Origin of the sequence: gamma proteobacterium SS-5 (assembly GCA_009497875.2) — a bacterium.
Taxonomy (GTDB): domain Bacteria; phylum Pseudomonadota; class Gammaproteobacteria; order Chromatiales; family Chromatiaceae; genus Magnetovirga; species Magnetovirga frankeli.
The window spans coordinates 486,469-512,666 of the sequence record CP032508.2 but is presented as its reverse complement, the minus strand read 5'-3'; the positions used below and the strand labels follow the sequence as shown (position 1 = coordinate 512,666).

Below are 26,198 nucleotides of genomic sequence, written 5' to 3'. Positions count from 1 at the left end.
TCCCACGTGAGTAGTTGCTGTTCCAGTGGCACCCCAGGAGTAAGCTCAAATCTATGCCCCGATTGCGGGGATAAGGGTCGTCCTATCTCCTGGCACTGGGTCTTGCTCCATCTGAAAGCCCCTTGGCAGTGGGCGGACAGGGCTGGAGATTTCAACTTCTGCGCCAACCCCAGCTGTGACACGATTTATTTCGCTTCAACCGGGACTTGCGTCTACCAAGCTGACATTCGCACCCAGGTGGGTCTGAAGTCCGCATCGCCACAGGCAACGGTCTGTTATTGCTATGGCATTAGCAAAGAGCAATCGGTTGAGCCCTCACTGCGCCAGTTTGTCATTGCGCAAACCCAGAAGGGTCAGTGTGCCTGCGAGGCAAGAAATCCCTCGGGGCGTTGCTGTTTGGCTGATTTCCCCCGCCCTGAGGGTGCTGATGTCCAGTAATCTGCGTAATTACCTTGTGGTCACCGGCGGCTACTGGGCATTTACCCTGACCGACGGCGCCATCCGCATGCTTGTGGTGCTCTATTTTCACCTACTTGGCTACTCCCCGCTGGAAGTGGCCATGCTGTTTCTGTTTTATGAGTTCTTTGGCATTGTCACCAACCTCGTCGGCGGTTGGCTTGGGGCCCGCATCGGCTTGAATCTGACCATGCACATCGGCATGGGCCTGCAGGTGGTGGCGCTGGCCATGCTGACGGTGCCCGATGCCTGGCTGTCGGTGGGATACGTGATGGCGGCCCAGGCCCTGTCGGGGATTGCCAAGGATTTGAACAAGATGTCCGCCAAGGCGTCGGTCAAGGCGATTGCCAGCAGTGGTGAGGGCAAGTTGTTCAAATGGGTGGCGGTGCTCACCGGCTCGAAGAATGCGCTCAAGGGGGTGGGCTTCTTTCTCGGCGGGGCCTTGCTGGAATGGCTGGGTTTTCGCGGTGCCCTGGCGGTGCTGGCCGGGGCCTTGCTGCTGGTGCTGATCCTCACCGCCTGGCTGCTGCCAAGCGGTGTGGGCAAGATGAAGGCCAAGCCCAAGTTCAGCCAGGTATTCTCCAAGGTACGGGCGATCAATCAGCTGTCGGCGGCGCGGTTCTTTCTGTTCGGCTCGCGGGATGTCTGGTTCGTGGTCGGCCTACCTGTGTTCCTGTACGAGGTACTGGGCTGGCAGCTGAGCCTGATCGGCGGCTTCATGGCCGCCTGGGTGATCGGCTACGGCCTGGTCCAGGCCAGCGCCCCGCGCCTGCTCAAGCGCAGTCACGGCGGTCAGGGGCCCGGCGGCGGTACGGCACGGCTCTGGGCCTTTGTGCTGGCGCTGTTTCCGGCCCTGATGGCGCTGGGGCTGAGCCAGGGCTGGCCGGCGGACTGGGTGGTGGTGGTTGGGCTGGTGCTGTTCGGGCTGGTGTTCGCCATCAACTCGGCGGTGCATTCCTATTTGATTTTGGCCTATTCGGACCAGAACCGGGTGGCGATGAACGTCGGCTTTTACTACATGGCCAACGCCGGCGGTCGCCTGATCGGCACCCTGATCTCCGGCTGGGCCTACCAGACCCAAGGGCTGGAGGGCTGCCTGCTCTGGTCCACCGGCTTTGTCCTGCTGGCGGCGCTGCTGTCCATTGGCCTGCCTGATACAGAGGAATTTCGGTGACACCTTACCAATTACACTAATTTAAACTGCTGATCCTTTTTCCTTCTCATTCCCACGCGGCGCGTGGGAACGAGAAAATTCCAGAGGATACAGCTTTATTTCTTGTGGTGTTAACGTCAAGGGTAACCTGCCCACCAAAGCGGTAAGCCGATGGGCGCACCGCCTTGGTAGGTCAGGTTGACCCGCATGTTATGCGCTGCGACGAAATACGGGAAAGCGCTCAGGGTGTTCAATAATTTCATCAGTTAAATCTATATCCAGGTCTGGCCAATAATAATGGCCTGGGCTTTGCTCCTCGACATTAATTATTGAATTTATTATTTGGTCTTTAAACCATGGGAAAGTTTCATATGGCATGAATAGCTCTTTATTGTGAGTTATTAACCAAATCCCATGGATTGAAATGTTCCCAATTTCAACTTCCGAATTGTGTTTGCCATGAGCTAACGAGTTCATTATAGTGAGCCTCAATTAATACTTCTATTTGTTTCAGTTGTTTTCTTGTATGTTTGTGGTTTTTGCGAGCTCTATTTCTGGTTCTAGCCAATATTTCGTTTCACCATCACTCGAAATCACATGTACATGCATTCTTTCCTCTTCTCTTGAGAAAAAGAAAAATCTATAGCCTCTATCTCTAAATACGGTTGGACTCATTTCTTTTCCTGCGCATAACGCCCGGCTCACTGAGCAAATTTTGTTGACGGCTTTTTTCTCGTTCCCACGCGCTGCGTGGGGACGCAGCGCCTCCGCTCTGCGGAGACAACGAACAGCTTAATTTTACGCCATTGGACCTTGATGTAGTCTATAACCAGTGGTGGACTCATTCACTAGAAAGTAGGGGTTCCGCAGCGCGGAACCTAACCAGCGCAAACGCCTCACGACCGTCAACGAACACCGATCACCGCGATTTCCCACCACCCTCGCTCTGCACCATAGCGAAATCGCGGACGGATACCAATTCAACGCTCCGCAGCGCGGAGTATCGACGTTCCCACGCGGCGCGTGGGAACGAGAAAAACAAAGTGGATGTCCTTTCGGTATGGCTCATGGGGGGAGTGTGGCATGGGTTGGGGCGGTTGGCTAGCCTAGGCCGCCTTCTGCTCAAACACCGCCCTTGCCGCCCGCATACCATGCAAGAACTTGGTTTGGCGTTGAACACAGAGCTGGGTCAGGTGCGCGGGGACACCGATGGCGCTGCCGAAGGCGGTCATCAGGGGATTGGCGCAGGTCAGGAAGTGCTCGGGGTCGATGTTGAAGCGCTGGAGCAGGCGGGGTACCTGTTCCGGGATGGCACCGCGCTTGTCCGGTCTGAGACAACGCCCTGTGCTTTCCACCAGTTCCAGGTAGTCGTCGAAGCTGAAGGGGATGGCGGCCTTGAGCCGTGCCGTGGCACGTAGCGAATAAAAAGCACCGCTTTGGGTGGTCCGAGTTTAGCCGCATGTTATATTTCGTCTTCAAGTTTTTCGATATCTGCCAAGTCTTGCAACCTGCCTATTGCTTGTTTATTTATCTTAAGATTTTCCACATCAATGACGCTAATTGCTATTCCATCAATTTGTATTTCGACCCTATTAGGGTAGCACTTGTCAAAATCAATACCCGTTGCTTGGGTGATAATATCTATTCTATTTGGAGGATATCCCAGCTGTATGACATTTCCGGGGATAATAAAATCATCCTCTTTCAAACCCAGTTGTGAAAATCCAAAGTCTTTTAACGCTTGAACGCACTAGTGTCCCGTTAAAAAAGCCATAGATCCCTGCAAGATAATGTTTCTATTTGGTAATTTCTAAAATTTGTGGTGTTAGCAACTTGAAAATCGATCCGATACCCATTGATCATTCCTGCTGGACTCCAACGAGGATAGATCATGTACACCGGCAGGCTGATTTTCTCGCAGGTCATGGCGCACTTGCCACTGCACACTTTTCGGCGTTGTGTCGCTCGCTATCGAGGCGAACACTACGTCAAGCATTTCCGCTGTCTCGACCAATACTATGTCATGGCCTTTGCCCAGCTCACTTATCGGGAGAGCTTGCGCGACATCGAGGCTTGCCTTCGTGCCCACCAGAGCAAGCTTTATCACATGGGGCTTCGTGCTCCCTCCGTCGCGCGCAATACCCTGGCAAAAGCCAACGAGCGTCGGGACTGGCGTATCTACGCCGACTTCGCACAAGCCCTGATTCGTGTCGCCCGCCCTCTCTATGCCGACGAAGACCTAGGGCTGGAACTGGACAATACGGTCTATGCGCTGGATGCCTCCACCATCGACCTGTGTCTATCGATATTCCCTTGGGCGCTGTTTCGTACCACCAAGTCTGCCGTCAAGCTTCATACCCTGCTGGACCTGCGTGGCAACATCCCCACGTTTATCCATATCACGGACGGCAAGGTACACGACGTCAACGCCCTCGATATGTTGCTGCCGGAACCGGGCGCTTTCTACATCATGGACCGTGGCTATGTGGACTTCCGACGCTTATTCACCTTGAACGCCGCAGGCGCATTCTTTGTCATCCGCGCCAAATCCAATACCAAGTATCGGCGCCGCTATTCCCATCCCGTCGACACCGCCGGCGGGGTGCGCTGCGATCAGACCGTCGTACTCACGGGTGTGCGCTCAGCCGTCGATTACCCGCAGCCGTTACGCCGGATCAAGTATCACGATACCCAGACCGGCAAGACATTCGATTTTCTGACCAACAATTTCAGCGTCAAGGCACAGACGGTGGCCGACCTATACCGCTATCGCTGGCAAGTGGAGTTGTTCTTCAAATGGATCAAGCAGCATCTACGCATCAAGTCGTTTTTCGGCACCACAGAGAATGCGGTCAAAAGCCAAATCTGGATTGCCATCTCAGTCTACGTGCTCGTGGCCATCATCAAAAAGCGCCACGACATCAAGGCCGATCTCTACACAATCCTACAGGTTCTGAGCCTAACCTTGTTTGAGAAAACATCTATAGAACAAGTACTTAATTTAAGAGATCGCGCGCAGGAAGACCATGGCAACCCTAAGCAATTGGATTTATTCGATAATTTAACGGGACACTAGTGGCTTGAACGATATTTTTTGCATTTTGCGGGTCAGTTAATATCCAAATATCAATATCTTTGGTGTACCGAGGATATCCATGGACAGCCAGCGCATACCCACCAACGATCATGTACTTAACATGATTTGAGTTTAGTAACTCTATAAACTCTTTGAAATTCTTGTTTAACACCGTATTTCCAGTTTATATATTCTGATCTAATTTCTTCTAACGCTTCTAACCTGCTAGAGTATGATTGTGACTTCCAATACGCCATATCACTGCTTCTATCAATCATCCTGACAATTTTGATTGCTGATTTATCAACTACGTCACTCACGCGACCTCCGAAATATAACGCCGCAAATCACCGGCAAATTGTAGCAATGTGAGGCTTGTGCTATTCATAGCACAAATGAACGTTGCGGAAATTTTTCCGTGTGAATTTGCTTTGTTAGCTGCATTTAATACTCAAACATTTCTTGTAAGCACGAACACAGTTCTTTTTGTGTCTTTGCACTCACTGTCCCAACCTTTTTAATAAGCCTTGATTTATCAACGGCCCTAATCTGATCCAGAAGAACTAGACCGCTTTTTCCTTTGAATTTACAAGAAACACGACAAGGATACTCGAAACCCTTGGTCGTCATTGGAGCCATAAGCACTGTAGAGAGTGCTGACATTTCATTGGGAGAAATCACGACGCAAGGGCGTGTTTTATTGATTTCCCTTCCTTTCGTGGGATTGAGGTCAACTAGCCAAACTTCAAATCGCGTTATCATTACCACTCCAGCTCATCATCCGAGTCCAGAGTGAAATCCAACCATTCATCATCTAGCGACTCTTGACCGTGAGCCGAAATTGTTCGCTCTATAGCTTCTTTCCAGCCTTCTCTAACTCCATTCTCTGGGGTTATGAGGAGGCCACCGTTAACCAATTGTAATTTAATCTCTTTTCCTTCTAAATGAGCCTGTTCGATCAAAGGCTTAGGTATTCTTATGCCTTGGGAATTTCCTATCCGTACTAGCTGAGTCATTTGAATGTACTCCCGTTATTAACTGAATCAGATGTAACTATAATGTAATTACGTCTGATTGTCCATAAACTTGAGAGATTGGCGGTTTTTGAGCAGCTAGCGCTGCAAATCTGCCGAGCTGTAAGGAGCGGTAGCGACTGAAGGCGTCGGCTGGATTTGCCTTGTTAGTCGCTGTTGCCGTTGAAAGCCACCCGCAGCATCAAACCCAACCAGCCAAAACTCATTACTTTCCATGTGGTGGAATATCTTTTTTGCAATGTAAACCAAGAAAAAATATACGGAATAATGAGAATGCCAATAAAAAGCAGAGCGTCTATAAGCTGTTTTCTGAATTCTTCTTTACGCTGAGCGGCAATCTTTTCTCGCCTTTCTTTTTCCCTCATTTTGCTGGCTATTAATTCTTCTTTCTTTTTTTCCTCTGAATCTCGTCCTTAACAATTATTTCGTCCTTTATCGATTGAACACGATACTTGATATAAAGTGGTTTTGGGTAGATGCGGCGACCTTGCGGTGGACGGCGAGGTGGTTGAGGAAGGCGACGATCCCGGCCTCGCCCATGTCGTTGGGGTGGCGTTTACCGTGGAAGAGGATGTAGCGCCTGGCCCAGTCAAGGTAGGCTTGTTCAGTGCTGATGCTGTAGTGTTTGCGCCGCAGCAGGTCACGCAGGTCACCGAGCAGCATGGAGCCACGGACGATGTTGTCCGTGTCGATGGGGATGTGGCTGTTGGCGTCCGGTGCGGTAGCGGTTTGCATGGGGCGGCCCTGTTTTTTGTTCCCTTGACTTTGTGAGGTTAGGAAATCCCAGGATTGAAATCAAATTGTTTTCCTGACTGGGGCATCATCAAGATTCGGCGTGTGCTTTCTGAAATCGCGGGCAAGGCCGCTCCCACTGGGCCTATCCTATTTGGGGCGCGCGGTGGGCGCGGACAGATTGCTCGGGCAAAGAGGTTCCGCAGCGCGGAACTTCGGCGTTCCCACTTGGCGCCTGGGAACGCGAAACACTTGTATCAAAGACCAACAGCTGCTGATGGAGGTAGATATGATCGCTATTGAGGCCATCGCCGTGGTCTTCGGTCTGGTCTGTGTCTGGCTGTGCATACGCCAGAATATCTGGTGCTGGCCCACCGGACTGGTGCAGGTGGTGCTTTACCTGTTCATCTTTTATGAGGTCAAGCTCTATTCGGACATGCTGCTGCATGGCATCTATGTGCTGATGCAGCTCTATGGCTGGTACTGGTGGCTGCACGGCGGTCGGCAGGCCGGTACCCCTGTCTCTCGCCTGCCAATCCGTCGCTTGAGCGCCAGCGCCCGCATCGGCTGGCCGCTGCTGGTGATCAGCGCCAGCCTGGTATGGGGCTGGTTGATGGCCAGCCAGACCGATGCCGCCTTGCCCTATGCCGATGCGTTCACCACGGTGGCCAGCCTGGTGGCGCAGTGGCTGCTGGCGCGCAAGCTGCTGGAGACCTGGCTGTTCTGGATCCTGGTGGATCTGGCCGCCATTGGCATCTACTGGTTCAAGGCGCTGTATCTCACCAGCGGGCTATACGCCTGTTTTCTGATCCTGGCCCTTTTGGGCCTGCTGGCCTGGCGGCGCGACTACCGCGTCCGGTCCAGGCAATTGCTGCCCGAATCAGCGCCAGCATGAGCACCGGCCTGCTGCTGGGCAAGTTCGCCCCCCTGCATCGCGGTCATCAACTGCTGATCGAGACCGCGCTGGCGGAAAATGAGCGGGTGCTGCTGCTGATCTACCCGGCCAGCGAGGTCACCCAGGTGCCGCTGCCGGTGCGCTCGGGCTGGATTCGCGCCCTCTACCCCCAGGTGGAGGTGATCGAGGCCTGGGACGGCCCCTGCCAGGTGAGTGACGCGCCCGAGATCATGCGCCTGCACGAGGTCTATATCCTGTCCCGGCTGGCAGGGTGCCGGATCGACCGCTTTTACTCCAGCGAGTTCTACGGCGACCACGTCAGCCGCGCCCTGGGCGCTGAGGATAGGCGCATCGACCCGGCCCGCGTCCGCGTGCCCATTTCCGCCACCGCCATCCGCGCCGCGCCCTTCGCCAACCGGCATTTTCTGCAACCGCTGGTGTATCGCGACCTGATCCACCGCCTAGCGTTCATCGGTGCCCCCAGCACCGGCAAGAGCACCCTGGCCGAGGCCCTGTCACAACGCCATTCCAGTTGCTGGATGCCGGAGTACGGTCGGGAATATTGGCTGGCCCATCAGCGTCAGCGCCGCCTCAGCCCGGAGCAGTTGGTGGCGATTGCCGAGGGGCATTGTCGGCATGAGGACCGTTGGGCGGAGCAGGCCAATCGCTACCTGTTCGTGGATACCGATGCCAGCACCACCCGCCAGTTCGCCCTCTACTATCACGGCAGGGTGCCGCCCCGCCTGGAACAGCTGGCGGCCCAGTGCCCGCAGCGGTATGCGCTGTGCTTTCTGTGTGCCGATGATATTCCCTATGCCGATACCTGGGACCGCTCCGGCGCGGCCAATCGACAGCGGATGCAGCAGGCGATTCGGGCCGAACTGGAGCGTGGCCTGCGGCCCTACATCCTGTTGTCAGGCACGCTGGAGCAGCGCATGGCGCGGGTGGGGGAGGCGCTGGCCGCCTTGCCGGGGCAGTAAATAATGCCTCAGCCCTGTGCGTCGAAGTACTCCCGCGTCAGCTTGAATACCACCGGGCTGAGCAGCAGCAGGGCGATCAGATTGGGGATGGCCATCAGGGCGTTGAGGGTATCGGCAATGAGCCAGGCCAGGTCCAGCTTGACCAGGGCACCCAGCGGGATGGCCGCTACCCAGAGCAGGCGGAAGGGCAGTATCGCCTTGATGCCCAGCAGATACTCAACGCAACGCTCGCCATAGACGCTCCAGCCGAGGATGGTGGTAAAGGCGAAGATCACCAGACCGAAGGTGACAACGAACTGGCCCAGACCGGGGATACCGCTGGCAAAGGCGGCGGAGGACAACTCGGCACCCTTCAGGCCGCTGTCCCACTGGCCGGAGATCATGATCACCAGCGCGGTGATGGTGCAGATAATAATGGTATCAATGAAGGTGCCCAGCATGGCAATGGTGCCCTGACGCACTGGGTTATTGGTCTGCGCGGCGGCATGGGCGATGGGGGCCGAACCAAGCCCAGCCTCGTTGGAGAAGATGCCCCGTGCCACGCCCATCTGCACCGCCAGCATCACCCCGGCCCCGACAAAGCCGCCAGTGGCCGCAGTGGGGGTAAAGGCGGCCTGCACTATGCCCCAGAGCGCCGCTGGCACCTCGGCGATATTCACCACGATCACCGCCAGGCCGCCGAACACATAGATTGCGGCCATCAGCGGCACCAGCTTGCCGGCCACCTGGGCGATGCGCTTGATGCCGCCGATCAGCACCAGAAAGACAAAGAAGGCCATGACCACGGCGGTCAGCCACTCGGGCACACCCAGGTTGGCCTGCATGGCATGGGATACCGAGTTGGCCTGCACCATGTTGCCTATGCCGAACCCGGCCAGGGCACCGAAGACGGCAAACAGCAGGCCCAGCCAGGCCCAGTTCTTGCCCAGGCCGTTTTTGATGTAGTACATGGGCCCGCCGACGTGGTTGCCCGCCTCGTCCACCTCACGGTAGTTCACCGCCAGCACCGCCTCGGCGTACTTGGTGGCCATGCCCACCAGGGCGGTGCACCACATCCAGAAGATGGCCCCCGGCCCACCGATGGCGATGGCGGTACCCACCCCGGCGATATTGCCTGTGCCTATGGTGGCGGAAAGGGAGGTCATCAGGGCGTTGAACGGGGTGATATCACCCTGCTCTTCGGACTTGCGCCCTTGCCAGAGGGTACGAAAGGCCGCGCCCAGATGGCGGATGGGCATGAAGCGCAGACCCACGGTGAGAAACAGGCCGGTGCCCAGGATCAACACCAGCATGGGCGGACCCCAGACAATGCCATTGAGGCCACCAATCAGACTTTCGATAGTCTCCATCCGCTTTCCCCTTGTTTTTTGCTAACCCAGGCCCGTATTGAAGAAGGGCAAAAGTACGCCAATTGGGTCAGAAAAGGCAAGGTTTTCTGTGCCTCTGTCACCTCATTCCCCACTACCCCATCTTGACCCCGATGGCAATGGGGGTCAGAATCTTCGGTCCCATCACACAGGACCGGCCCCAAGTGAATAGCGAGGAACCCCTGGTAAAGATCCGTGGCCTGCGTTTTGCGCGCGGCGAGCGGGTGATTTTCGATGGGGTCGATATGGACATAGCCCGTGGCGCGGTCACCGCCGTGATGGGCCCCAGCGGCAGCGGCAAGACCACCCTGCTCAAGCTGATCGGCGGTCAGCTGCGCCCGGCGGCGGGGCGGATCGAATTCAATGGCCAGGATGTGCACCGGCTCGGCCATGTCGAGCTGTTCGAGCTGCGCAAGCAAATGGGCATGTTGTTTCAGAGCGGGGCCCTGCTCACCGATCTCAATGTGTTCGATAACGTTGCCTATCCCCTGCGTGAACACACCCGCCTGCCGGCCTCGATGATACGCAAGCTGGTGCTGCTCAAGCTGGAGGCGGTGGGCCTGCGCGGTGCCAGGGCGATGATGCCCGCCCAGCTGTCCGGCGGCATGGCGCGGCGCGTGGCCCTGGCCCGGGCCATTGCCCTGGACCCGATGATGGTACTGTACGACGAGCCCTTCACCGGCCAGGACCCCATCTCCCTGGCGGTGCTGGTGAAACTGATCCACGACCTTAACGAGGCCAGCCGCCTGACCTCGGTGATCGTCTCCCACGATGTGGCCGAGACCGCCTCCATTGCCGATTGCATCCACGTCATCTCCGATGGCCGGGTGGTGGCCTCGGGTACGCCCCAGGCGATTGCCGCATCGGACTCCGCCTGGGTCAAGCAGTTCATGCAGGGCCTGGCCGATGGTCCAGCGCACTTTCACTATCCGGCCCCGGACCTGGCCGCCGACCTGCTGGAGACCGAGCGTGTTTGACGCCCTGGCCCGGCTGGGGCGCTTTGGACTGGACTATCTGGCCGCCGTGGGCCGTGCCCATCTGCTGCTGCTGCGCATCTTGCAGGGGCTGGGGGATCTGCTGCCACGGCCGCGCCTGCTGGTGGCGCAGCTGTTCTCCGTGGGCGTACTGTCGGTGATGATCATCCTCGTCTCCGGTCTGTTCGTCGGCATGGTGCTGGGCCTGCAGGGCTATTATGTCCTGTCCAAATTTGGCGCCTCCGAGACCCTGGGCGTGATGGTGGCCGCCTCCCTGGTGCGCGAGCTGGGCCCGGTGGTGACGGCCCTGCTATTCGCCGGCCGGGCCGGTTCTGCCCTGACCGCCGAGATCGGCCTGATGAAGGCCACCGAACAGCTGTCCGGCCTGGAGATGATGGCGGTGGACCCGATCAGGCGGGTGCTGACGCCGCGCTTTCTGGCCGGCTTTATCGCCATGCCCCTGCTCGCTGCCCTGTTCAGCGCCGTGGGGGTCATCGGCGGCCATCTGGTTGGGGTCAACCTGCTGGGGGTGGATGGCGGAGCCTATTGGTCACAGATGCAGTCCACCATCGACCTGCGCGAGGACATCTACAACGGCGTCATCAAGAGCCTGGTGTTCGGCCTGGTGTGCAGCTGGATCGCCCTGTTCCAGGGTTATGACGCCCTGCCCACCTCGGCCGGGGTGAGCCGCGCCACCACCCGTACCGTGGTGCACTCGGCCCTGGCGGTGCTGGGGCTGGACTTCATCCTGACCGCACTCATGTTTGGGGAGTAATCGATCATGCACAAGCGCAGCCTCGAAATAGGCGTAGGGGCCTTCATGGCCGCCGGTATCCTGGCGCTGTTCTTCCTTGCCCTGCAGGTGAGCAACCTCAGCGGCCTGTCCAATGGCGAGGGCTATCGCATCAGCGCCCGCTTCGATAATATCGGCGGCCTCAAGGTCAAGGCCCCGGTGAGCATGGCCGGGGTGCGCGTGGGCCGGGTCAGCGCCATAGGGTTCGACAGCGACAGCTATCAGGCCCTGGTGACCCTGACCATAGATCACCAGTACGATAGGATACCCGATGACACCTTCGCCAAGATCTACACCGCCGGCCTGCTTGGCGAGCAGTACATCGGCCTGGAGGCCGGCGGCAGCCCCGAGTATCTGCGCGAAGGGGGCGAGATCGGCATGACCCAATCGGCCATGGTGCTGGAAGAGATCGTTGGCCAATTCCTGTTCAACAAGGCGGCAGAGGGTGCCAAGCCCGAAGGAGAAAAACTATGATGCCCATGATGCAAAAGATCCCCGCAAAATCCGGCCTCTGGCCCCTGATCCTCGTCCTTTTGCTGTTCGGCTGGAGTGGGCAGGCCCTGGCCGGCGGTGCCGACAGCTTCGTCAAGAACCACGCCGAGCGGGTGCTGAACAAGGTACTGGCCAACAAGGCCAGCCTCAAGGCCAATCCAGACAAGCTCTATGCCATCATCCGCTCCAGCGTGCTGCCCCATGTGGACTTCTACAGCATGTCCCGCTCGGTACTGGGCAAGTACTGGAACCAGGCCTCTGGTAGCCAGCGCAACGCCTTTGTGCGCGAGTTTCGCCAGCTGCTGGTGCGCACCTATGGCACCGCCCTGCTGAACTACTCCGGCGGCCAGATCGACTACAAGCCGGCCCAGGTCAGCGGCAAATACGCCGTGGTCCGCACCAAGGTGCCCCGCTCCGGCGGCGCGCCGGTCGCGGTGGATTACCGTCTGCGCGGTGGCGGCAGTAGCTGGAAGGTGGTGGATATCAAGGTCGGCGGCGTCAGTCTGGTCTCCAACTACCGCACCAGCTTCGGCGGCCGGGTAGGGCAGATCGGCGTATCCGGCCTGATTCAGGAGATGAAGACGAAAAACCGCTAGCCGGAGCCTGCGGCTGATCTTGCCGCAGCCCCTGGCCCTAACCTGGACAACGCCCGTGAGCCAACTCCAACCCTGTCAACTGCAAGGCGAGGCCAATCACTGGCAACTGCTGGGTGACCTGGGTTTTCACTCGGTCCCCGATCTGTTACGCCAAGCCCAGGGCCAGCTGGATTTCAGCCAGGCCCTGCACATCGACCTGGGGCAGATCCGGCACGCCGACAGCGCCGGCCTGGCCCTGATGCTGGAATGGCTGGAGCAATCACAAAGGGCCAAGGGGCAACTGAGCTTCCACGCCATCCCCGAGGCCCTGCAAAATATCGCCAGGCTGTGCAACGTTGCGGGTTTTTTTGGGTCCAATTGAGCTTAGCCGCCAACCCCCCGCTTATTCCCTTGGCCCTCACAGGCCTTAAGGGAGGGGCAAGAGGTTAGGTCACCACCTTGATTCCAAAGGGAGCCCTATGTTCGCCCTAGCCATTAGCCTGCACTTTCTCGCCGCCCTGATCTGGGTCGGCGGCATGTTCTTCGCCCATCTGATGCTGCGCCCGGCGGCCGCCGAACTGGAACCGGCGCAGCGCCTGCAACTGATGCTGGGGGTATTCCGGCGCTTCTTTCCCTGGGTCTGGGGCTGCATCGGTCTGTTGCTGAGCAGCGGTTTCTGGGTCTTCCTCGGCCCCTTCCAGGGCAAGGCCGGCCTGCATGTACACCTGATGTCAGCGGTCGGTCTGGTGATGGCGGCCATCTTCGCCTTCCTCTACTTTGTCCCCTACCGCAAGATGGGCCTGGCCGTGGGTGAACAGCGCTGGCCCGATGCCGCCAGCGCCCTGGGCCTGATCCGCAAGCTGATCCTGACCAATCTCATCCTCGGCCTGCTGATCAGCACCTACGCCGTGGCCGGGCGCCATGTGCAATTGATCTAGGAGCCTGTCGGGTTTGGGATGCCCGCTACGGGCACCTAAACCCGACTGGTGCCCAGACCGTTACTTTTCAGTTTGGTTTCAGCTTGGCTTGATAGGCTGTATTGCAGGGGATAGCCCCTGCCTTGCCAACCTGATCACACGGGAGTAACACGCATGAAAAACCTAGCCATGAAAGCCCTGGGGCTTAGCGCCCTGCTCGGTCTCGTTCTGGGCCTGTCCAGTCAACCCTGGGCCAGCGAGGATAAAGACGCCGACAAGGCCTACGCCCTGCGCCAATCCCACCAGGTGCTGCCGCTGCAAGTGCTGTTGCAGCGAGTACACATACCCGTCGATGCGCGGGTGCTGGAGGTGGAGTACGAACAAAAGCGCGACCGTCACCTGTATGAGATCGAATACCTGCTGCCCGATGGCCGGGTGGAGGAACTGAAGGTGGATGCCCTGAGCGCGGAAATCCTCCAGCGCGAGCAAAAGGACTGAGCGATGCGCCTGCTGCTGGTGGAGGATGACGCCGACCTGGTGGAGCAACTGCGGCCGGAGCTGAAGGCCGCAGGCTATGCCCTGGACCTGGCCGATAACGGCAGCGATGGCCTGTTTATGGGCCTGCACCAGGAGTACGACGCGGTGATCCTCGATCTGGGGCTGCCGGGCCTGCCCGGCAGGCAGTTACTGGATCGCTGGCGCGGCGCGGGGCGGCTCATGCCGGTATTGATCCTGACCGCGCGCAGCAGCTGGCGGGACAAGGTAGATGCCCTCAAGGCGGGGGCCGACGACTATCTGACCAAGCCCTTCTACCCGGAGGAATTGCTGGCCAGGCTGCAGGCCCTGATCCGGCGTGCCCAGGGCCGCGCCGAGGGCCAGCTGTGGGCCTCGGATCTGCGCCTGGACGAGGAGCGCCAGCAACTGTGCAGGACCGATGCGCTACCGCTGGCCCTGACCGGCACCGAGTTTCGCCTGTTGCGCTATTTCATGCTGCATCCGGGCAAGATCCTGTCCAAGACCCGCCTCACCGAGCATGTCTATGACCAGGACTTTGATCGCGACAGCAATCTGATAGAGGTCTATGTGCGCCGCTTGCGTGAGAAACTCGGCCCGCAACACATCGAAACCCGCCGTGGTCAGGGCTATGTCTTCCATCCTGAGCCCTGAGGGCTCGATCGAATCCCGCCTGCACTGGCTGCTGGGCGGGCTGCTGGTGCTGATGCTGGCCGTGCTGCTGGTGCTGGGGCTGCGCCTGACCTGGCTTGGCAGCCTGCAATTCGTCGCCACCCGCCTGGCCCACGATGGCGAGGCCATGCTCAGCGCCATCGACCCCCACCGCCAGCGGCTGCACAGCCCGCTGCCACCCATCTACCGCCAGCCCCTGTCCGGTCACTATCTGCTGGTGCGCTTTGCCGACGGCGGCGAGCTGCGCTCCCGCTCCCTGTGGGACGAGACGCTGGACCCGCCCAGCCCGGCCCTGGGCGAGGAGCAGACCCGGCACCTGGCCGGACCCAGCGGGCAGCGCCTGCTGCTCTGGTCGGCCGGTTACGAAAAGGATGGCCTGGCCTTCAGCCTGCATGTGGCGGAGGATATCAGCAGCCTGCACCTACACTTTCGCCAACTGCTCCTGTACGGCCTGCTGCTGGCCCTGGCCATGGTGGCCCTGTTGCTGCTGGCCCAGGGCTGGCTGTTGCGGCGCTTGTTCCAACGGCTGGATCGGTTGCGCGGCCAGCTGGCCGAGGTCAGCGGTGGCCAGCGCCAGCAGCTGGACGCGCCGGTTCCCAGCGAGATCCAGCCGCTGGTAGCGGAGTTCAATCAGCTGCTCGGTCGTCTGCAAGCGCATCTGGTGCGCAGCCGCCTGGCCGCGGGCAACCTGGCCCACGCCCTCAAGGGGCCGCTGCAGCGGATTGCCCATCAGGGCCGTAAGCTTGGACATGAGGGCCTGCAGCAACAGGCCGAACAGATGCACCACCTGATCGAGCGGGAGCTGCACCGTGCCCGCCTGGCCGGCAGCGCCATGGCCGGAAGACACTTTGTCGCCCAGCACGACCTGGCCGATCTGGTTGAAGGCATCCAGGCCCTGTACGCCGATCGACAGCTCCACCTGGACTGGCGCTGCCAGTGCGCGGAGCAACTACCGCTGGATCAGGACGACATGATGGAGCTACTCGGCAACCTGCTGGACAATGCCGCCAAGTGGGCCAGACAGCGGATACGCCTCCGGCTGGAACAGGACGCGCAGGGCCTGCTGATCTGTCTGGAGGACGACGGCCCAGGGTTGAACGCCAGCCAATGCCAGGCCCTGCTGCAACGCGGCAAGCGGCTGGACGAGCAGACCCCAGGCCAGGGCCTGGGCCTGGCCATAGTCAAGGACATAGTGGAGAGCTACAACGGCCAGTTACAGATGGACCGCTCCACCGAGCTTGGCGGCCTGCGCAGCCGTATCCGCCTCCGTTTGTAGCCTATTCGGGGGCGGGCACCACCACCTCATCCGTCTTGAAGGATCCCTGATCGGCCTTGCTGTGGCAGGCCTGGCACTGGCTCAGGCTACCGATCCTGGGGTTGGCCTTGACCTCGGTTAAGGAGATGTCCTGGTGCTTGATGCTGAAGTATTCGGACTCGGTAATCCGCAGATTGATTGGCTTATACCCGGCGGTGCGGGCCAGTTGTTGGGCATAGGGGGCGGCGGATTTCTCCGTGGCATGGCGCAACAGATAGGCCTGCAGGCGCAGCACGGAGGCATCATCCAGGGCGGCCTTCTGGCCGAAGTGATCGGCCAGCCCGCCCATGATGCGCTGCCAGGAGCTGCCGGGCAGCAGCCCCGGCGGATAGGCCAGATGACAGTCGCTGCAGGCCTGTTGGTAGAGGGCAAAATCGGCATCCTGGCGATAGGCGTCCGGCCCTTCCTTGCCACCGAACCAGCGCTCCAGCAGGCTGGGCTGGGCCGCATCGGCCTCGGCAGCCACGAGGGGGTCCGCCAGAGCCAGGGCGAGCAGGCCAAACAGAAGCGGCTTCAGGGGATTGAACATGGTGATCTCCGGGGTGGTTAGGCAAGGGATTGTGGCACAGAGCGCAAGAATCTTGCAGACCCTTAGGTTGCCAAATTGTAAGGAGTTAGCCCCTTCAAGGGGAGATAGCCGGAATGAGGGGAAGTGTAACGGCTTAAGCTGAAACCAGGCTGAACATCGATCCGCAACGAAATCTATCCCATCAGGTTCGAGCAACCAAGTCCCCATCCAATGGCATCGCATACCGGTCCGCGCCTTCGGCCCGTGGTCTTTTTATTGCGTCGATGATCGAGCCGGTATTTGTAAATCCCCCCTAACCCCCCCTTTTACAAAGGGGGGGGATTTTCCTCCCCTTTGCAAAAGGGAGGCCGGGGGGGGATTACCCCCTTTGGTAAAGGGGAAGAACAACCCTTGGCTACAACTCCCGATAGATCTCCGAGCCGCCCTGTTTGAACTGCTGTGCCATCTCGTTCATGCCCTTTTCGGCGTACTCGCGCACCTCTTGCGAGATCTTCATGGAACAGAACTTGGGTCCGCACATGGAGCAGAAGTGCGCCACCTTGTGGGCCTCGGCGGGCAGGGTTTCGTCGTGGGAGGCGATGGCCTTTTCCGGGTCCAGGCCGAGAGCGAACTGATCGTGCCAGCGGAACTCGAAGCGCGCCTTGCTCATGGCGTTGTCCTGCACCTGCACCCCAGGGAAGCCCTTGGCCAGGTCGGCGGCGTGGGCGGCTATGCGGTAGGTGATGATGCCCTCGCGCACGTCCTCCTTGTTGGGCAGGCCCAGGTGCTCCTTGGGGGTGACGTAGCAGAGCATGGCGGTGCCATACCAGCCGATCTGCGCCGCGCCTATGCCGGAGCTGAAGTGGTCGTAGCCGGGGGAGATGTCGGTGATCAGTGGCCCCAGGGTGTAGAAGGGTGCCTCATGGCAGTCACTCAACTCCTTGGTAACGTTTTCCTGGATCATCTGCATGGGCACATGGCCGGGGCCTTCGATCATCACCTGCACATCGTGCCGCCAGGCGATCTGGGTCAGCTCGCCCAGGGTTTCCAGCTCGGCGAATTGGGCGGCATCGTTGGCATCGGCCAGGGAGCCGGGGCGCAGGCCATCGCCCAGGCTGAAGGCGACATCGTAGGCCTTCATGATCTCGCAGATTTCCTCGAAGTGGCTGTAGAGAAAATTCTCCTGATGATGGGCCAGACACCACTTGGCCATGATGGAGCCGCCGCGGCTGACGATGCCGGTGATGCGCTCGGCGGTCAGTGGCACATAGCGCAGCAGCACCCCGGCGTGGATGGTGAAGTAGTCCACCCCCTGCTCCGCCTGCTCGATCAGGGTGTCGCGCATGATCTCCCAGGTCAGATCCTCGGCGACGCCGTTGACCTTCTCCAGGGCCTGATAGATGGGCACAGTGCCGATGGGCACCGGCGAGTTGCGCAGAATCCACTCGCGGGTCTCGTGGATGTTCTTGCCGGTGGACAGGTCCATCAGGGTGTCGCCACCCCAGCGGCAGGACCAGACCAGCTTTTCCACCTCTTCTTCAATCGACGAGGTGACCGCCGAGTTGCCGATGTTGGTGTTGATCTTCACGCGGAAGTTGCGGCCGATAATCATCGGCTCCAGCTCCGGGTGGTTGATGTTGGCGGGGATGATGGCCCGCCCGGCGGCGACCTCGCTGCGCACGAACTCCGGGGTGATTTCTTCGGGAATTCGGGCACCAAAACCCTGGCCGGCGTGTTGGCGCAGCAGCTTGGCGTAGCGCGGGTCGGCGCGCATCTCCTGCAGGCGGCAGTTCTCGCGGATGGCGACGAATTCCATCTCCGGGGTGATGATCCCCTGACGGGCATAGTGCATCTGGCTCAGGTTGCGCCCGGCTTTGGCCTTGCGCGGTGCGCGCAGATGCTCGAAGCGCAGGCTGGCGAGGCTGGAGTCGGCCTGGCGGGCCTGGCCGAATTGGGAGCTGGGGCCGGATAGCTGCTCGCTGTCGTCGCGCTCGGCAATCCAGCTGGCGCGTAGCTCCGGCAGGCCCTGCAGCAGATCGATCTGCATCTCGGGGTCGGTGTAGGGTCCGGAGGTGTCATAGACCCAGATGGGCGGGTTTTCCTCCATGCCGAAGCTGGCCGGGGTGGGGTCTTGTTCGATCTGGCGCAGGGGTACGCGCAGGTCGGCCCGGCTGCCAGTGACATAGACGCGGCGGGATTTGGGAAAGGGCCGGGTGACCTCGGCGGACAGGGCGGTGGTCTTGCGGACAAAGTCTTCAGGGATGGCGCTCATGGTATCTCTCAGTGGTGATGAGGGAAGGTGAGCGCAGGGCGGTCAGCTTCCCTAGCCAGCATTACCTGGACAGGTTCAAAGGGACTTTCTCAGCCTTGGCAGGCACCCCTAGCGTCGGGCTAAGTTAACCAAAGGCCGGGGCAATTACAAGGAGCTGGGGTCTGCGGGTTAATGGGCGCAAGCGCAGTAAACCAACTCCTTGCTCCCTCTCACCTTTAAGGAGAGATTCAGATTCCCCCCTTCAAAGGAGGTCAGGGGGAATTGCTTCAATCCCCTTTTTGCAAAGGGGGAGGCCAAGGGCAGCAGGCTAATTGCCTGCGCCTGGCCGTAACAGGCCCCAGATACGTTCCTGGATCAGCGGCTGGGCCTTGGCGTTGGGGTGCAGGCCATCGTCCTGCATCAGCTCGGCCCGCAGCGCCACCTCTTGCAGAAAGAAGGGGTCGAACAGCAACCCGTGCCGCTCGGCGATATCGGCATACATCCGCTCCAGCATGCGGTTGTAGGCCGGGCCGTAGTTGGGCGGCAGGCGGATGCCCAGAAGCGCCACCTCCGCGCCCTGGCGCTGGATCATCTGCACCATTCGCTCCAGATTGGCCTGGCTCGCCCTGAGATCCTGCCCACGCAGGCCGTCGTTGGCACCCAGCTCCAACAGAACCCGTGTTGGCCGATGCTGTCTGAGTAAATCCGGCAGGCGTTGCAGGCCGCCGGAGGTGGTCTCGCCGCTGAGGCTGGCGTTGATCAGCTCGATGGGCGGCTGCAAGGCCGCCAACCTTTGTCCCAGCAGGGCCACCCAACCGGCCTGCTGTGGGATACCATAGGCGGCACTGAGGCTATCGCCCAGCACCAGCCAGCGCTCTGCCGCCTGTAGCGTCGAACCGGTCAGGGGCCAAAGCAGCAGCAGGGCCAGCCCCAGACCACGCCACCCGCGCCCCCGGAGCCAAAGCCTAGCCTGATGGATGCCAAGATGGATGCCAAAACCGAATCTGAAACCAGCATACTGCAATTGGACGATGTGCATTACCGCGTGACCAGCCAAGGGGAAGAGGTGGTCATCCTAAAGGGCTGCACGCTCAGTGTCGAACCCGGCCAGAGCCTGGCCATTGTCGGCCGTTCTGGCTCCGGCAAATCCACCCTGCTGGCCCTGATGGCCGGGCTGGACAGCCCCAGCTCGGGCCAGGTAGCCCTATTTGGTGAGAACCTGGGCACCCTCAACGAGGACCAGCGGGCCCGGCTGCGGGCCCGTCAGGTGGGCTTTGTGTTCCAGAATTTCCAGCTGATGCCGGGCATGAACGCCCTGGAAAACGTGATGATGCCGCTGGAGCTGTTCGGCATGGGCCAGGCCCGCGAACAGGCCAGCGCCGCCTTGACGCAGGTGGGACTGAGCCATCGCCTGCGCCACGCCCCCAGCGCCCTGTCTGGCGGCGAGCAGCAGCGGGTGGCCATAGCCCGCGCCCTGGTCACCCGGCCGCGCATCCTGTTCGCCGACGAACCCACCGGCAACCTGGACGAGACCACCGGCGGTCAGGTGCAGGACCTGTTGCTCGCCCTGCAGGGCCAGACCAGCCTGGTCCTGGTCACCCACGACCGCGCCTTCGCCCGCCGCTGTCAAAGGCAGCTGGACCTGCATGAGGGCAGGCTTTGGGATGTTTGAGGGGGGTTGTCCCAAAAAATGGCCGATCCATAGTATGATGTCTCGCTTTCCCGAATACATCACACAGGTTGGCGATGGATAAACTGATTGTCAGCGGCTGCGAGCCGCTGGATGGCGAGGTACGCATCGCCGGGGCGAAGAACGCCGCACTGCCCATTCTGGCGGCAAGCCTGCTGGCCGAGGGGCCGGTGAGTATCAGCAACGTGCCCCATCTACAGGATGTGACCACCACCGTCGGCCTGCTCGGGCGCATGGGGGTGGACATAGAGATCGACGAGCGCATGCGCATCCAGATCGATACCCGCACCATCAACTCCTACATCGCCCCCTATGACCTGGTCAAGACCATGCGTGCCTCGATCCTGGTGCTCGGGCCGCTGCTCAGCCGCTTCGGCGAGGCCGAGGTATCCCTGCCCGGCGGCTGCGCCATAGGTACGCGGCCGGTGAATCTGCACATCGACGGGCTCAAGGCCATGGGCGCGGATATCCGCGTGGAGAACGGCTACGTCAAGGCCAGGGCCAAGCGTCTCAAGGGCACGCGGCTGATCATGGAAATGGTGACCGTGACCGGTACCGAGAACCTGTTGATGGCCGCCACCCTGGCCGAGGGGCGTACCCTGATCGAAAATGCCGCGCGCGAGCCGGAGGTGGTGGACCTGGCCAATTTCCTCATCGCCATGGGGGCCAGGATCAGCGGCGCGGGTACGGACACCATTGTCATCGACGGGGTGGAGCGGCTCAGGGGCGCAAGCCATCGGGTGTTGCCCGATCGCATCGAGACCGGCACCTTCCTGGTGGCCGGGGCCATCTCCCGTGGCCGGGTGCGTGTGCTGGATGCCGACCCCACCCTGCTGGACGCCGTGCTGCAAAAGCTGACCCAGGCCGGGGCCAGGATCGACACCGGGGCGGACTGGATCGAACTGGACATGCAGGGCCGTCGGCCCCAGGCGGTGGACATACACACCGCGCCCTATCCAGCCTTTCCCACCGACATGCAGGCCCAGTTCATGGCCATGAACGCTGTGGCCGAGGGGGTGGCAACGGTGACCGAGAACGTGTTCGAGAACCGCTTCATGCACGTCCAGGAGCTACAGCGCATGGGTGCCCAGATCAAGGTCGAGGGCAACACCGCCATCGTCAAGGGGGTGGAGCGGCTCACCGCCGCCGAGGTCATGGCCACCGACCTGCGCGCCTCCGCCAGCCTGGTACTGGCCGGCTGCGTGGCCGAGGGCGACACCCTGGTGGATCGCATCTACCATATCGACCGTGGCTACGAGAACATCGAAGAAAAGATGGCCAGCCTGGGGGCCAACATACGCCGCGTGCCGGGCTAAGCCCAAAGTCTGAAGACTGAGGTTTGAACAGTGAAATGTAAAGCTGGCAGCCAAGCCCAAAAACAGCTCAGTATTTAGCCACAGAGCCACGGAGCACACAGAGAAAATCAAGCTCTTGCAGCCTGAACCTAGCGCTCTCTCCGGGAGATGCCCCTTGAGAGGCTATCGATTTTAATACTCTGCGGTCTCTGCGCTTCTTTGCGTACTCTGCGTCCTTGTTTGATGCCGACTTCGCCGGGATAGACTGAACCCAACAGGATTGCCGATGAATTTTGACGCACCCCTCACCATCGCCCTGTCCAAGGGGCGCATCTTCCAGGACAGCCTGCCGCTGCTGGCCCAGGCCGGGATTGAACCGACCGAGGACCCGGAAACCAGCCGCAAGCTGATTCTGGACACCAACCAGCCGCAGGTAAAGCTGGTGCTGATCCGCGCCACCGACGTGCCTACCTATGTGCAGTGGGGCGCGGCGGACCTGGGCGTGGCGGGCAAGGATGTGCTCATGGAGCACGGCGGCGAGGGTCTCTACGAGCCTCTGGACCTGAACATCGCCCGCTGCCGCATGATGGTCTGCGGCCGACCCGGTGCCGATCTGAGCGCCCGCCGCCTGCGCATCGCCACCAAATACGTCAACAGCGCACGCCGCCACTTCGCCGCCAAGGGCCAGCAGATCGAGGTCATCAAGCTGTACGGCTCCATGGAACTGGCGCCCCTGGTCGGCCTGTCCGATCTCATCGTCGATCTGGTGGAAACCGGCAACACCCTCAAGGCCAATGGCCTGGAGCCCCTGGAGCACATGGCCGACATCAGCTCGCGGCTGATCCTCAACAAGGCCAGCTGGAAAATGAAACACAGCAGCCTCGCCGGCCTGGTGGAAGTGCTGCGCGAGGCGGTTTGTACCGATTAGCGATGCTGGAGGGACGCAGAGGGCGCAAACGACTGCACGGACGCAGGAGGTAGAACGAAGCAGGAAGCCCGAGTCGAGAAGCGCAGAGAACGCAGAGAAAAATGAGGCTGTAAAGCCCCCCTCACCCCCACCATCTCCCCTCAAGGGGAGAGTGAGACTGAAGTAACATTATTTTTCTCTGTGTGCTCTGCGTCTTCTCCGCGTCCTCTGCGTCCTAAACACTCCAGCGTCAAAACTTAGGTGATCAACATGACTGACATACGCAAACTCGATACCGCTGCTGCCGATTTTCTGCCCCAGCTGGATGCCCTGCTGACCTGGGAATCGGTGTCCGATCGCAGCGTCAACGACACCGTGCTGGAGATCATCGATCAGGTCCGCGCCCGTGGCGATGACGCCCTGGTGGAGTTCAGCAACCGCTTCGACCAGTGCGGCGCCTCCAGTATGGCCGATCTGATCATCCCGCCGCAGCGCCTGCAGCAGGCCTGGGACAGCATTCCCGCCGAACAGCAACAGGCCCTGGAGCACGCTGCCGAGCGGGTACGCCGCTACGCCGAGCGGCAGAAAATGGCCTCCTGGGACTATCTGGACGAGGAAGGCACCCTGCTCGGCCAACAGGTGACAGCGCTGGACCGGGTCGGTCTTTATGTCCCCGGCGGCAAGGCGGCCTACCCCTCCTCGGTGATCATGAACGCCGTACCGGCCAAGGTGGCCGGGGTAGCGGAGCTGATCATGGTGGTGCCCACCCCCGGTGGCGCCCTCAACGAACTGGTGCTGGCAGCGGCACGTGTCTCCGGGGTGGATCGTGTGTTTACCATCGGCGGCGCTCAGGCGGTGGCGGCCCTGGCCTACGGCACCCAGAGCGTGCCGGCGGTGGACAAGATCGTCGGCCCGGGCAACATCTACGTGGCCACCGCCAAACGCCATGTGTTCGGTCAGGTGGGCATAGACATGATCGCCGGGCCATCGGAGATTCTGATCATCTGCGACGGCCAGACCGAGCCGGACTGGATCGCCATGGACCTATTCTCTCAGGCCGAGCACGACGAGGACGCCCAGTCCATCCTGCTCTGCCCGGATGCGGCCTTTATCGACCGGGTGGAAGCCGCTATCGACCGCCTGCTGCCGGGCATGGAGCGGCGCGAGATCATCGCCAGCGCCCTGCGCCAGCGTGGCGCCCTGATCCACTGCCGCGACCTGGACCAGGCCGCCGAGCTGTGCAATCGCATTGCCCCCGAGCACCTAGAGCTGTCCCTGGCCGACCCCCAGGCCTATCTGCCGAAGATCCGCCACGCCGGCGCCATCTTCATGGGCCGCTATACCTCGGAGCCCCTGGGCGACTACTGCGCCGGGCCGAACCACGTCCTGCCCACCTCGCGCACCGCCCGCTTCAGCTCACCCCTGGGGGTCTATGACTTCCAGAAGCGTTCCAGCCTGATCATGGCCTCGGCCCAGGGCGCACAGAGCCTGGGCCGCACCGCCTCCATCCTCGCCCGTGGCGAAGGCCTCACCGCCCATGCCCGCTCGGCGGAGTATCGGTTGAAGTAAGGCAGACTCTAGGGTTTGCGCTGCCTTACCCAACGGACATGGAGCGGACAGCACCACTCCGGAACATGAAACATCTCTTAGCCGCTTCGGGACTCGGGGTTCGGGACTCGGCAGCCCCGTAGCCCGGATGCAGCGCAGCGGAATCCGGGGTTGCCGTTAGACAGGGCCACACCTGCCCCATTGCGCCTCCGAGCCAGCGCTCGGAGCTCCCAGGATGAGGGGCAAATCCCCGTGTTATTTCACAGTAACAGACCGAGGCTCTAAACGAATCAGGTAGCATTGTGGTCAGCGTCGGCCTATTCTTTGAAAAATGAAAAAGGCCAGTTTTGAATGGGATGACACGAAGAATCGAGAGAACCAAGAAAAGCACGGGGTTTCCTTTTATCAGGCCCAGTATGCCTTTCTCGATAAGCAACGCGTCATTGCCGAAGACCTCAGCCATAGCCAGGATGAACCCCGTTATTTCTGCTTCGGGCTGAATGAGGAGAAAACCGGCATTCTCACAGTGCGCTTCACCTATCGAAAGGGGCGCATTCGGCTGATTGGCGCTGGATATTGGCGCAAAGGCAAGAAAATCTATGAGCAAGTCAATTCACTATCAGGATGAGCCTATGGCAGACGGCAAAAAGGTGGCTGACTTTTTGCCAGGCCCTGACCAATTGATCCTCAGGCAGGAGCAAACTCAGGTTACCCTTCCCCTGAGTACTGAGGCGCTCAGCTATTTCAAAGGCGTGGCGGAGAAGCACCACCTGCCCTACCAACGGGTGATAGGCAAGTTGCTTGATGATTATGTAACACAGCAAAAACAGGGCCCTGCGCCCCTGAAATAGTCACCTCAGAGCAAGGATTAGCGGGCAGGCTAGGCCTTGGGCCCTGCGATCTGCGCGCTCCTTTGCGTACCCTGCGTCCTCACTCATCACCCAGGCCAAACACCATGCACCATCTCATTGATCACTGGATTCGCCCCGAACTGCGGGCCTTGAGCGCCTATCAGGTAGCCGATGCCCGGGGTCTGATCAAGCTGGATGCCATGGAGAACCCCTATGGCTGGCCGGAGGGGATGAAGCAGGAGTGGGCGGCGCTGCTCAGCCAGGTGGCCATCAACCGCTACCCGGACCCCCAGGCAACGCAACTGCAAGGGCCGCTGCGCGCCGCCATGGGCATAGCCGATGACATGGGCCTGCTGCTGGGCAACGGCTCGGACGAAATCATCCAGATGCTGTGCCTGGCCCTGGCCGGGCCGGGGCGCACGCTGCTCTCGGTGGAGCCCGGCTTTGTCATGTACCGCCTGATCGCCAGCTTCTGCGGCCTGCGCTATTGCGGCGTGCCGCTGAACCCCGAGGACTTCAGCCTCGACCTGCCGACCCTGCTGCAGACCCTGGAGCAGGAGCAGCCGGCGCTGGTGTTCCTTGCTTACCCCAACAACCCCACCGGCAATCTGTTCGATGAGCAGGCCCTGCTGGCCATCATCCAGGCCGCGCCGGGGCTGGTGGTGATCGACGAGGCCTATGCCCCCTTCACCGATGCCAGCTTCATGGCCCGGCTGGGTCAGTTCGATAACCTGCTGGTGATGCGCACCCTGTCCAAGATGGGTCTGGCCGGGCTGCGCCTGGGCCTGCTGGCCGGGCCCAGGTCCTGGCTTGAACAGCTGGACAAGGTGCGCATGCCCTACAATATCAACAGCCTGACCCAGGCCAGCGCCGCCTTCGCCCTGCGCCATATCCAGGTGCTGCAGCAACAAACCCAGCAGATTCGCCGGGATCGCGCCCTGCTGCAGGGCCAGCTGCAGACCCTGCCAGGGCTGACCCCTTATGCCTCAGAGGCCAATTTCATCCTGCTGCGCCTGCCCGAGGGGCGCGCCAGCGCGGTGTTCGCCGCCATGAAACAGCAGGGCGTGCTGGTGAAAAATCTGCATGGTGCCCACCCCAGTCTCAGGGACTGTCTGCGCCTGACGATAGGCACCCCGGAAGAGAATCAGGCCTGCCTGCGGGCGCTGCAGACCGCGCTGAGCATCCGCGTGCCCTAACGACTGGG

General features: G+C 60.6%; 31 protein-coding genes, 2 pseudogenes and 1 riboswitch. Of the genes and pseudogenes, 21 read left to right on the top strand and 12 right to left on the bottom strand.

Annotated elements, in window-relative coordinates:
- The first annotated feature begins 6 nt into the window (after positions 1-6).
- Positions 7-438: a hypothetical protein gene (locus D5125_16965; GenBank protein QPB72222.1), complete on the top strand. Its 432-nt coding sequence runs from the start codon at positions 7-9 to the stop codon at positions 436-438.
- Complete coding sequence (gene arsJ / locus D5125_07635) at positions 428-1,630, top strand: organoarsenical effux MFS transporter ArsJ (GenBank protein QFY89370.1); 1,203 nt, start codon at positions 428-430, stop codon at positions 1,628-1,630. The genes D5125_16965 and arsJ overlap by 11 nt, the downstream gene beginning before the upstream one ends.
- Positions 1,631-1,819: 189 nt before the next feature.
- Here arsJ and D5125_07630 read toward each other — a convergent pair whose 3' ends face one another.
- The 4 genes and pseudogenes from D5125_07630 to D5125_16960 all read right to left on the bottom strand — a co-directional run bounded on the left by D5125_07630 (position 1,820) and on the right by D5125_16960 (position 3,317).
- Complete coding sequence (locus D5125_07630) at positions 1,820-2,086, bottom strand: DUF2442 domain-containing protein (protein QFY89369.1); 267 nt, start codon at positions 2,084-2,086, stop codon at positions 1,820-1,822.
- A pseudogene (locus D5125_07625) lies at positions 2,046-2,284 on the bottom strand (DUF4160 domain-containing protein). Before D5125_07625 ends, D5125_07630 begins: the two are co-directional and overlap by 41 nt.
- 431 nt (positions 2,285-2,715) lie before the next feature.
- The gene (locus D5125_07620; protein QFY89368.1) at positions 2,716-2,964 is read right to left on the bottom strand and encodes a hypothetical protein; all 249 of its coding nucleotides are present in this window, start codon (positions 2,962-2,964) and stop codon (positions 2,716-2,718) included.
- A 107-nt stretch (positions 2,965-3,071) separates the two neighbouring features.
- A complete protein-coding gene (locus D5125_16960) occupies positions 3,072-3,317 on the bottom strand; it encodes a hypothetical protein (GenBank protein QPB72221.1) in 246 nt (81 codons plus the stop codon).
- 183 nt (positions 3,318-3,500) lie between these two features.
- Here D5125_16960 and D5125_07610 point away from each other — a divergent pair, with 183 nt between their 5' ends.
- On the top strand, positions 3,501-4,685 hold the full coding sequence (locus D5125_07610) for an IS4 family transposase (GenBank protein QFY89366.1): 1,185 nt from the start codon (positions 3,501-3,503) through the stop codon (positions 4,683-4,685).
- A gap of 444 nt (positions 4,686-5,129) precedes the next feature.
- Here the strand turns inward: D5125_07610 and D5125_07595 are convergent, their stop codons facing one another.
- From D5125_07595 to D5125_07580, 4 genes and pseudogenes are all read right to left on the bottom strand, one after another.
- On the bottom strand, positions 5,130-5,447 hold the full coding sequence (locus D5125_07595; protein ID QFY89363.1) for a type II toxin-antitoxin system PemK/MazF family toxin: 318 nt from the start codon (positions 5,445-5,447) through the stop codon (positions 5,130-5,132).
- Entirely contained in the window at positions 5,447-5,701 is a 255-nt protein-coding gene (locus tag D5125_07590) for an AbrB/MazE/SpoVT family DNA-binding domain-containing protein (protein QFY89362.1), read from the bottom strand. Before D5125_07590 ends, D5125_07595 begins: the two co-directional genes overlap by 1 nt.
- A 164-nt stretch (positions 5,702-5,865) precedes the next feature.
- Positions 5,866-6,084, bottom strand: a complete 219-nt coding sequence (locus D5125_07585) for a hypothetical protein (protein ID QFY89361.1) — start codon at positions 6,082-6,084, stop codon at positions 5,866-5,868.
- Positions 6,085-6,160: 76 nt separating this feature from the next.
- A pseudogene (locus tag D5125_07580) lies at positions 6,161-6,454 on the bottom strand (phage integrase N-terminal SAM-like domain-containing protein).
- Positions 6,455-6,740: 286 nt separating this feature from the next.
- Here D5125_07580 and D5125_07575 point away from each other — a divergent pair.
- The gene (locus D5125_07575; protein QFY89360.1) at positions 6,741-7,346 is read left to right on the top strand and encodes a nicotinamide mononucleotide transporter; all 606 of its coding nucleotides are present in this window, start codon (positions 6,741-6,743) and stop codon (positions 7,344-7,346) included.
- The gene (locus D5125_07570) at positions 7,343-8,326 is read left to right on the top strand and encodes an AAA family ATPase (GenBank protein QFY89359.1); all 984 of its coding nucleotides are present in this window, start codon (positions 7,343-7,345) and stop codon (positions 8,324-8,326) included. Before D5125_07575 ends, D5125_07570 begins: the two co-directional genes overlap by 4 nt.
- An 8-nt stretch (positions 8,327-8,334) precedes the next feature.
- Here the strand turns inward: D5125_07570 and D5125_07565 are convergent, their stop codons facing one another.
- Positions 8,335-9,675, bottom strand: coding sequence for a sodium:alanine symporter family protein (locus D5125_07565; GenBank protein QFY89358.1), 1,341 nt, complete (start codon positions 9,673-9,675; stop codon positions 8,335-8,337).
- Between the two features lie 131 nt (positions 9,676-9,806).
- Between D5125_07565 and D5125_07560 the strand changes: the two genes are divergently transcribed.
- The 9 genes from D5125_07560 (at position 9,807) to D5125_07520 (ending at position 15,905) form a co-directional block, all read left to right on the top strand.
- Entirely contained in the window at positions 9,807-10,670 is an 864-nt protein-coding gene (locus D5125_07560; protein QFY89357.2) for an ABC transporter ATP-binding protein, read from the top strand.
- Positions 10,600-11,442, top strand: a complete 843-nt coding sequence (gene mlaE, locus D5125_07555; GenBank protein QFY89356.1) for a lipid asymmetry maintenance ABC transporter permease subunit MlaE — start codon at positions 10,600-10,602, stop codon at positions 11,440-11,442. The genes D5125_07560 and mlaE overlap by 71 nt, the downstream gene beginning before the upstream one ends.
- A gap of 6 nt (positions 11,443-11,448) precedes the next feature.
- Positions 11,449-11,934: an outer membrane lipid asymmetry maintenance protein MlaD gene (gene mlaD, locus D5125_07550; GenBank protein ID QFY89355.1), complete on the top strand. Its 486-nt coding sequence runs from the start codon at positions 11,449-11,451 to the stop codon at positions 11,932-11,934.
- Positions 11,931-12,548: an ABC transporter substrate-binding protein gene (locus tag D5125_07545; protein ID QFY89354.1), complete on the top strand. Its 618-nt coding sequence runs from the start codon at positions 11,931-11,933 to the stop codon at positions 12,546-12,548. Before mlaD ends, D5125_07545 begins: the two co-directional genes overlap by 4 nt.
- 55 nt (positions 12,549-12,603) lie before the next feature.
- Entirely contained in the window at positions 12,604-12,909 is a 306-nt protein-coding gene (locus tag D5125_07540; GenBank protein QFY89353.2) for an STAS domain-containing protein, read from the top strand.
- A gap of 97 nt (positions 12,910-13,006) precedes the next feature.
- Positions 13,007-13,465: a CopD family protein gene (locus D5125_07535; protein QFY89352.1), complete on the top strand. Its 459-nt coding sequence runs from the start codon at positions 13,007-13,009 to the stop codon at positions 13,463-13,465.
- Positions 13,466-13,618: 153 nt separating this feature from the next.
- Positions 13,619-13,942, top strand: coding sequence for a peptidase (locus D5125_07530; protein QFY89351.2), 324 nt, complete (start codon positions 13,619-13,621; stop codon positions 13,940-13,942).
- Positions 13,943-13,945: 3 nt separating this feature from the next.
- Positions 13,946-14,611 carry a response regulator transcription factor gene (locus tag D5125_07525; protein QFY89350.1) on the top strand — a complete coding sequence of 222 codons (666 nt, stop codon included), beginning with the start codon at positions 13,946-13,948 and terminating at the stop codon, positions 14,609-14,611.
- On the top strand, positions 14,589-15,905 hold the full coding sequence (locus D5125_07520; GenBank protein QFY89349.1) for a sensor histidine kinase: 1,317 nt from the start codon (positions 14,589-14,591) through the stop codon (positions 15,903-15,905). Before D5125_07525 ends, D5125_07520 begins: the two co-directional genes overlap by 23 nt.
- Position 15,906: 1 nt before the next feature.
- Here D5125_07520 and D5125_07515 read toward each other — a convergent pair whose 3' ends face one another.
- The 3 genes from D5125_07515 to D5125_07505 all read right to left on the bottom strand — a co-directional run bounded on the left by D5125_07515 (position 15,907) and on the right by D5125_07505 (position 19,742).
- Positions 15,907-16,473, bottom strand: a complete 567-nt coding sequence (locus D5125_07515) for a diheme cytochrome c (GenBank protein QFY89348.2) — start codon at positions 16,471-16,473, stop codon at positions 15,907-15,909.
- 394 nt (positions 16,474-16,867) lie between these two features.
- Positions 16,868-18,724, bottom strand: a complete 1,857-nt coding sequence (thiC, locus tag D5125_07510; GenBank protein QFY89347.1) for a phosphomethylpyrimidine synthase ThiC — start codon at positions 18,722-18,724, stop codon at positions 16,868-16,870.
- 31 nt (positions 18,725-18,755) lie between these two features.
- Positions 18,756-18,844: riboswitch (TPP riboswitch) on the bottom strand.
- A 187-nt stretch (positions 18,845-19,031) separates the two neighbouring features.
- The gene (locus D5125_07505) at positions 19,032-19,742 is read right to left on the bottom strand and encodes an arylesterase (protein QFY89346.1); all 711 of its coding nucleotides are present in this window, start codon (positions 19,740-19,742) and stop codon (positions 19,032-19,034) included.
- On the opposite strand from D5125_07505, the gene D5125_07500 reads away from it, so the two are divergent.
- The 7 genes from D5125_07500 (at position 19,689) to D5125_07470 (ending at position 26,190) form a co-directional block, all read left to right on the top strand.
- Positions 19,689-20,375, top strand: a complete 687-nt coding sequence (locus tag D5125_07500; GenBank protein QFY89345.1) for an ABC transporter ATP-binding protein — start codon at positions 19,689-19,691, stop codon at positions 20,373-20,375. The two genes, D5125_07505 and D5125_07500, sit on opposite strands and share 54 nt — an antisense overlap.
- Positions 20,376-20,449: 74 nt before the next feature.
- Positions 20,450-21,709: a UDP-N-acetylglucosamine 1-carboxyvinyltransferase gene (gene murA, locus D5125_07495; GenBank protein ID QFY89344.1), complete on the top strand. Its 1,260-nt coding sequence runs from the start codon at positions 20,450-20,452 to the stop codon at positions 21,707-21,709.
- A gap of 265 nt (positions 21,710-21,974) precedes the next feature.
- Positions 21,975-22,616 carry an ATP phosphoribosyltransferase gene (locus tag D5125_07490; GenBank protein QFY89343.1) on the top strand — a complete coding sequence of 214 codons (642 nt, stop codon included), beginning with the start codon at positions 21,975-21,977 and terminating at the stop codon, positions 22,614-22,616.
- A gap of 249 nt (positions 22,617-22,865) precedes the next feature.
- Complete coding sequence (gene hisD, locus D5125_07485; protein QFY89342.2) at positions 22,866-24,164, top strand: histidinol dehydrogenase; 1,299 nt, start codon at positions 22,866-22,868, stop codon at positions 24,162-24,164.
- Between the two features lie 310 nt (positions 24,165-24,474).
- A complete protein-coding gene (locus tag D5125_07480) occupies positions 24,475-24,771 on the top strand; it encodes a BrnT family toxin (GenBank protein QFY89341.1) in 297 nt (98 codons plus the stop codon).
- Entirely contained in the window at positions 24,743-24,994 is a 252-nt protein-coding gene (locus D5125_07475) for a CopG family transcriptional regulator (protein ID QFY89340.1), read from the top strand. The genes D5125_07480 and D5125_07475 overlap by 29 nt, the downstream gene beginning before the upstream one ends.
- Before the next feature lie 104 nt (positions 24,995-25,098).
- A complete protein-coding gene (locus D5125_07470; GenBank protein ID QFY89339.1) occupies positions 25,099-26,190 on the top strand; it encodes a histidinol-phosphate transaminase in 1,092 nt (363 codons plus the stop codon).
- Positions 26,191-26,198 lie beyond the last annotated feature (8 nt).

Bases quoted from the DNA above. Each gene is read 5' to 3' on its own strand.
- arsJ (QFY89370.1), top strand. From the start codon at position 428: ATGTCCAGTAATCTGCGTAATTACCTTGTGGTCACCGGCGGCTACTGG.
- D5125_07630 (QFY89369.1), bottom strand. From the start codon at position 2,086: ATGAACTCGTTAGCTCATGGCAAACACAATTCGGAAGTTGAAATTGGG.
- D5125_07610 (QFY89366.1), top strand. From the start codon at position 3,501: ATGTACACCGGCAGGCTGATTTTCTCGCAGGTCATGGCGCACTTGCCA.
- D5125_07595 (QFY89363.1), bottom strand. From the start codon at position 5,447: ATGATAACGCGATTTGAAGTTTGGCTAGTTGACCTCAATCCCACGAAA.
- D5125_07590 (QFY89362.1), bottom strand. From the start codon at position 5,701: ATGACTCAGCTAGTACGGATAGGAAATTCCCAAGGCATAAGAATACCT.
- D5125_07585 (QFY89361.1), bottom strand. From the start codon at position 6,084: ATGAGGGAAAAAGAAAGGCGAGAAAAGATTGCCGCTCAGCGTAAAGAA.
- D5125_07575 (QFY89360.1), top strand. From the start codon at position 6,741: ATGATCGCTATTGAGGCCATCGCCGTGGTCTTCGGTCTGGTCTGTGTC.
- D5125_07570 (QFY89359.1), top strand. From the start codon at position 7,343: ATGAGCACCGGCCTGCTGCTGGGCAAGTTCGCCCCCCTGCATCGCGGT.
- D5125_07565 (QFY89358.1), bottom strand. From the start codon at position 9,675: ATGGAGACTATCGAAAGTCTGATTGGTGGCCTCAATGGCATTGTCTGG.
- D5125_07560 (QFY89357.2), top strand. From the start codon at position 9,807: ATGGCAATGGGGGTCAGAATCTTCGGTCCCATCACACAGGACCGGCCC.
- mlaE (QFY89356.1), top strand. From the start codon at position 10,600: ATGGTCCAGCGCACTTTCACTATCCGGCCCCGGACCTGGCCGCCGACC.
- mlaD (QFY89355.1), top strand. From the start codon at position 11,449: ATGCACAAGCGCAGCCTCGAAATAGGCGTAGGGGCCTTCATGGCCGCC.
- D5125_07545 (QFY89354.1), top strand. From the start codon at position 11,931: ATGATGCCCATGATGCAAAAGATCCCCGCAAAATCCGGCCTCTGGCCC.
- D5125_07535 (QFY89352.1), top strand. From the start codon at position 13,007: ATGTTCGCCCTAGCCATTAGCCTGCACTTTCTCGCCGCCCTGATCTGG.
- D5125_07530 (QFY89351.2), top strand. From the start codon at position 13,619: ATGAAAAACCTAGCCATGAAAGCCCTGGGGCTTAGCGCCCTGCTCGGT.
- D5125_07525 (QFY89350.1), top strand. From the start codon at position 13,946: ATGCGCCTGCTGCTGGTGGAGGATGACGCCGACCTGGTGGAGCAACTG.
- D5125_07520 (QFY89349.1), top strand. From the start codon at position 14,589: ATGTCTTCCATCCTGAGCCCTGAGGGCTCGATCGAATCCCGCCTGCAC.
- D5125_07515 (QFY89348.2), bottom strand. From the start codon at position 16,473: ATGTTCAATCCCCTGAAGCCGCTTCTGTTTGGCCTGCTCGCCCTGGCT.
- thiC (QFY89347.1), bottom strand. From the start codon at position 18,724: ATGAGCGCCATCCCTGAAGACTTTGTCCGCAAGACCACCGCCCTGTCC.
- D5125_07500 (QFY89345.1), top strand. From the start codon at position 19,689: ATGGATGCCAAAACCGAATCTGAAACCAGCATACTGCAATTGGACGAT.
- D5125_07505 (QFY89346.1), bottom strand. From the start codon at position 19,742: ATGCACATCGTCCAATTGCAGTATGCTGGTTTCAGATTCGGTTTTGGC.
- murA (QFY89344.1), top strand. From the start codon at position 20,450: ATGGATAAACTGATTGTCAGCGGCTGCGAGCCGCTGGATGGCGAGGTA.
- D5125_07490 (QFY89343.1), top strand. From the start codon at position 21,975: ATGAATTTTGACGCACCCCTCACCATCGCCCTGTCCAAGGGGCGCATC.
- hisD (QFY89342.2), top strand. From the start codon at position 22,866: ATGACTGACATACGCAAACTCGATACCGCTGCTGCCGATTTTCTGCCC.
- D5125_07480 (QFY89341.1), top strand. From the start codon at position 24,475: ATGAAAAAGGCCAGTTTTGAATGGGATGACACGAAGAATCGAGAGAAC.
- D5125_07475 (QFY89340.1), top strand. From the start codon at position 24,743: ATGAGCAAGTCAATTCACTATCAGGATGAGCCTATGGCAGACGGCAAA.
- D5125_07470 (QFY89339.1), top strand. From the start codon at position 25,099: ATGCACCATCTCATTGATCACTGGATTCGCCCCGAACTGCGGGCCTTG.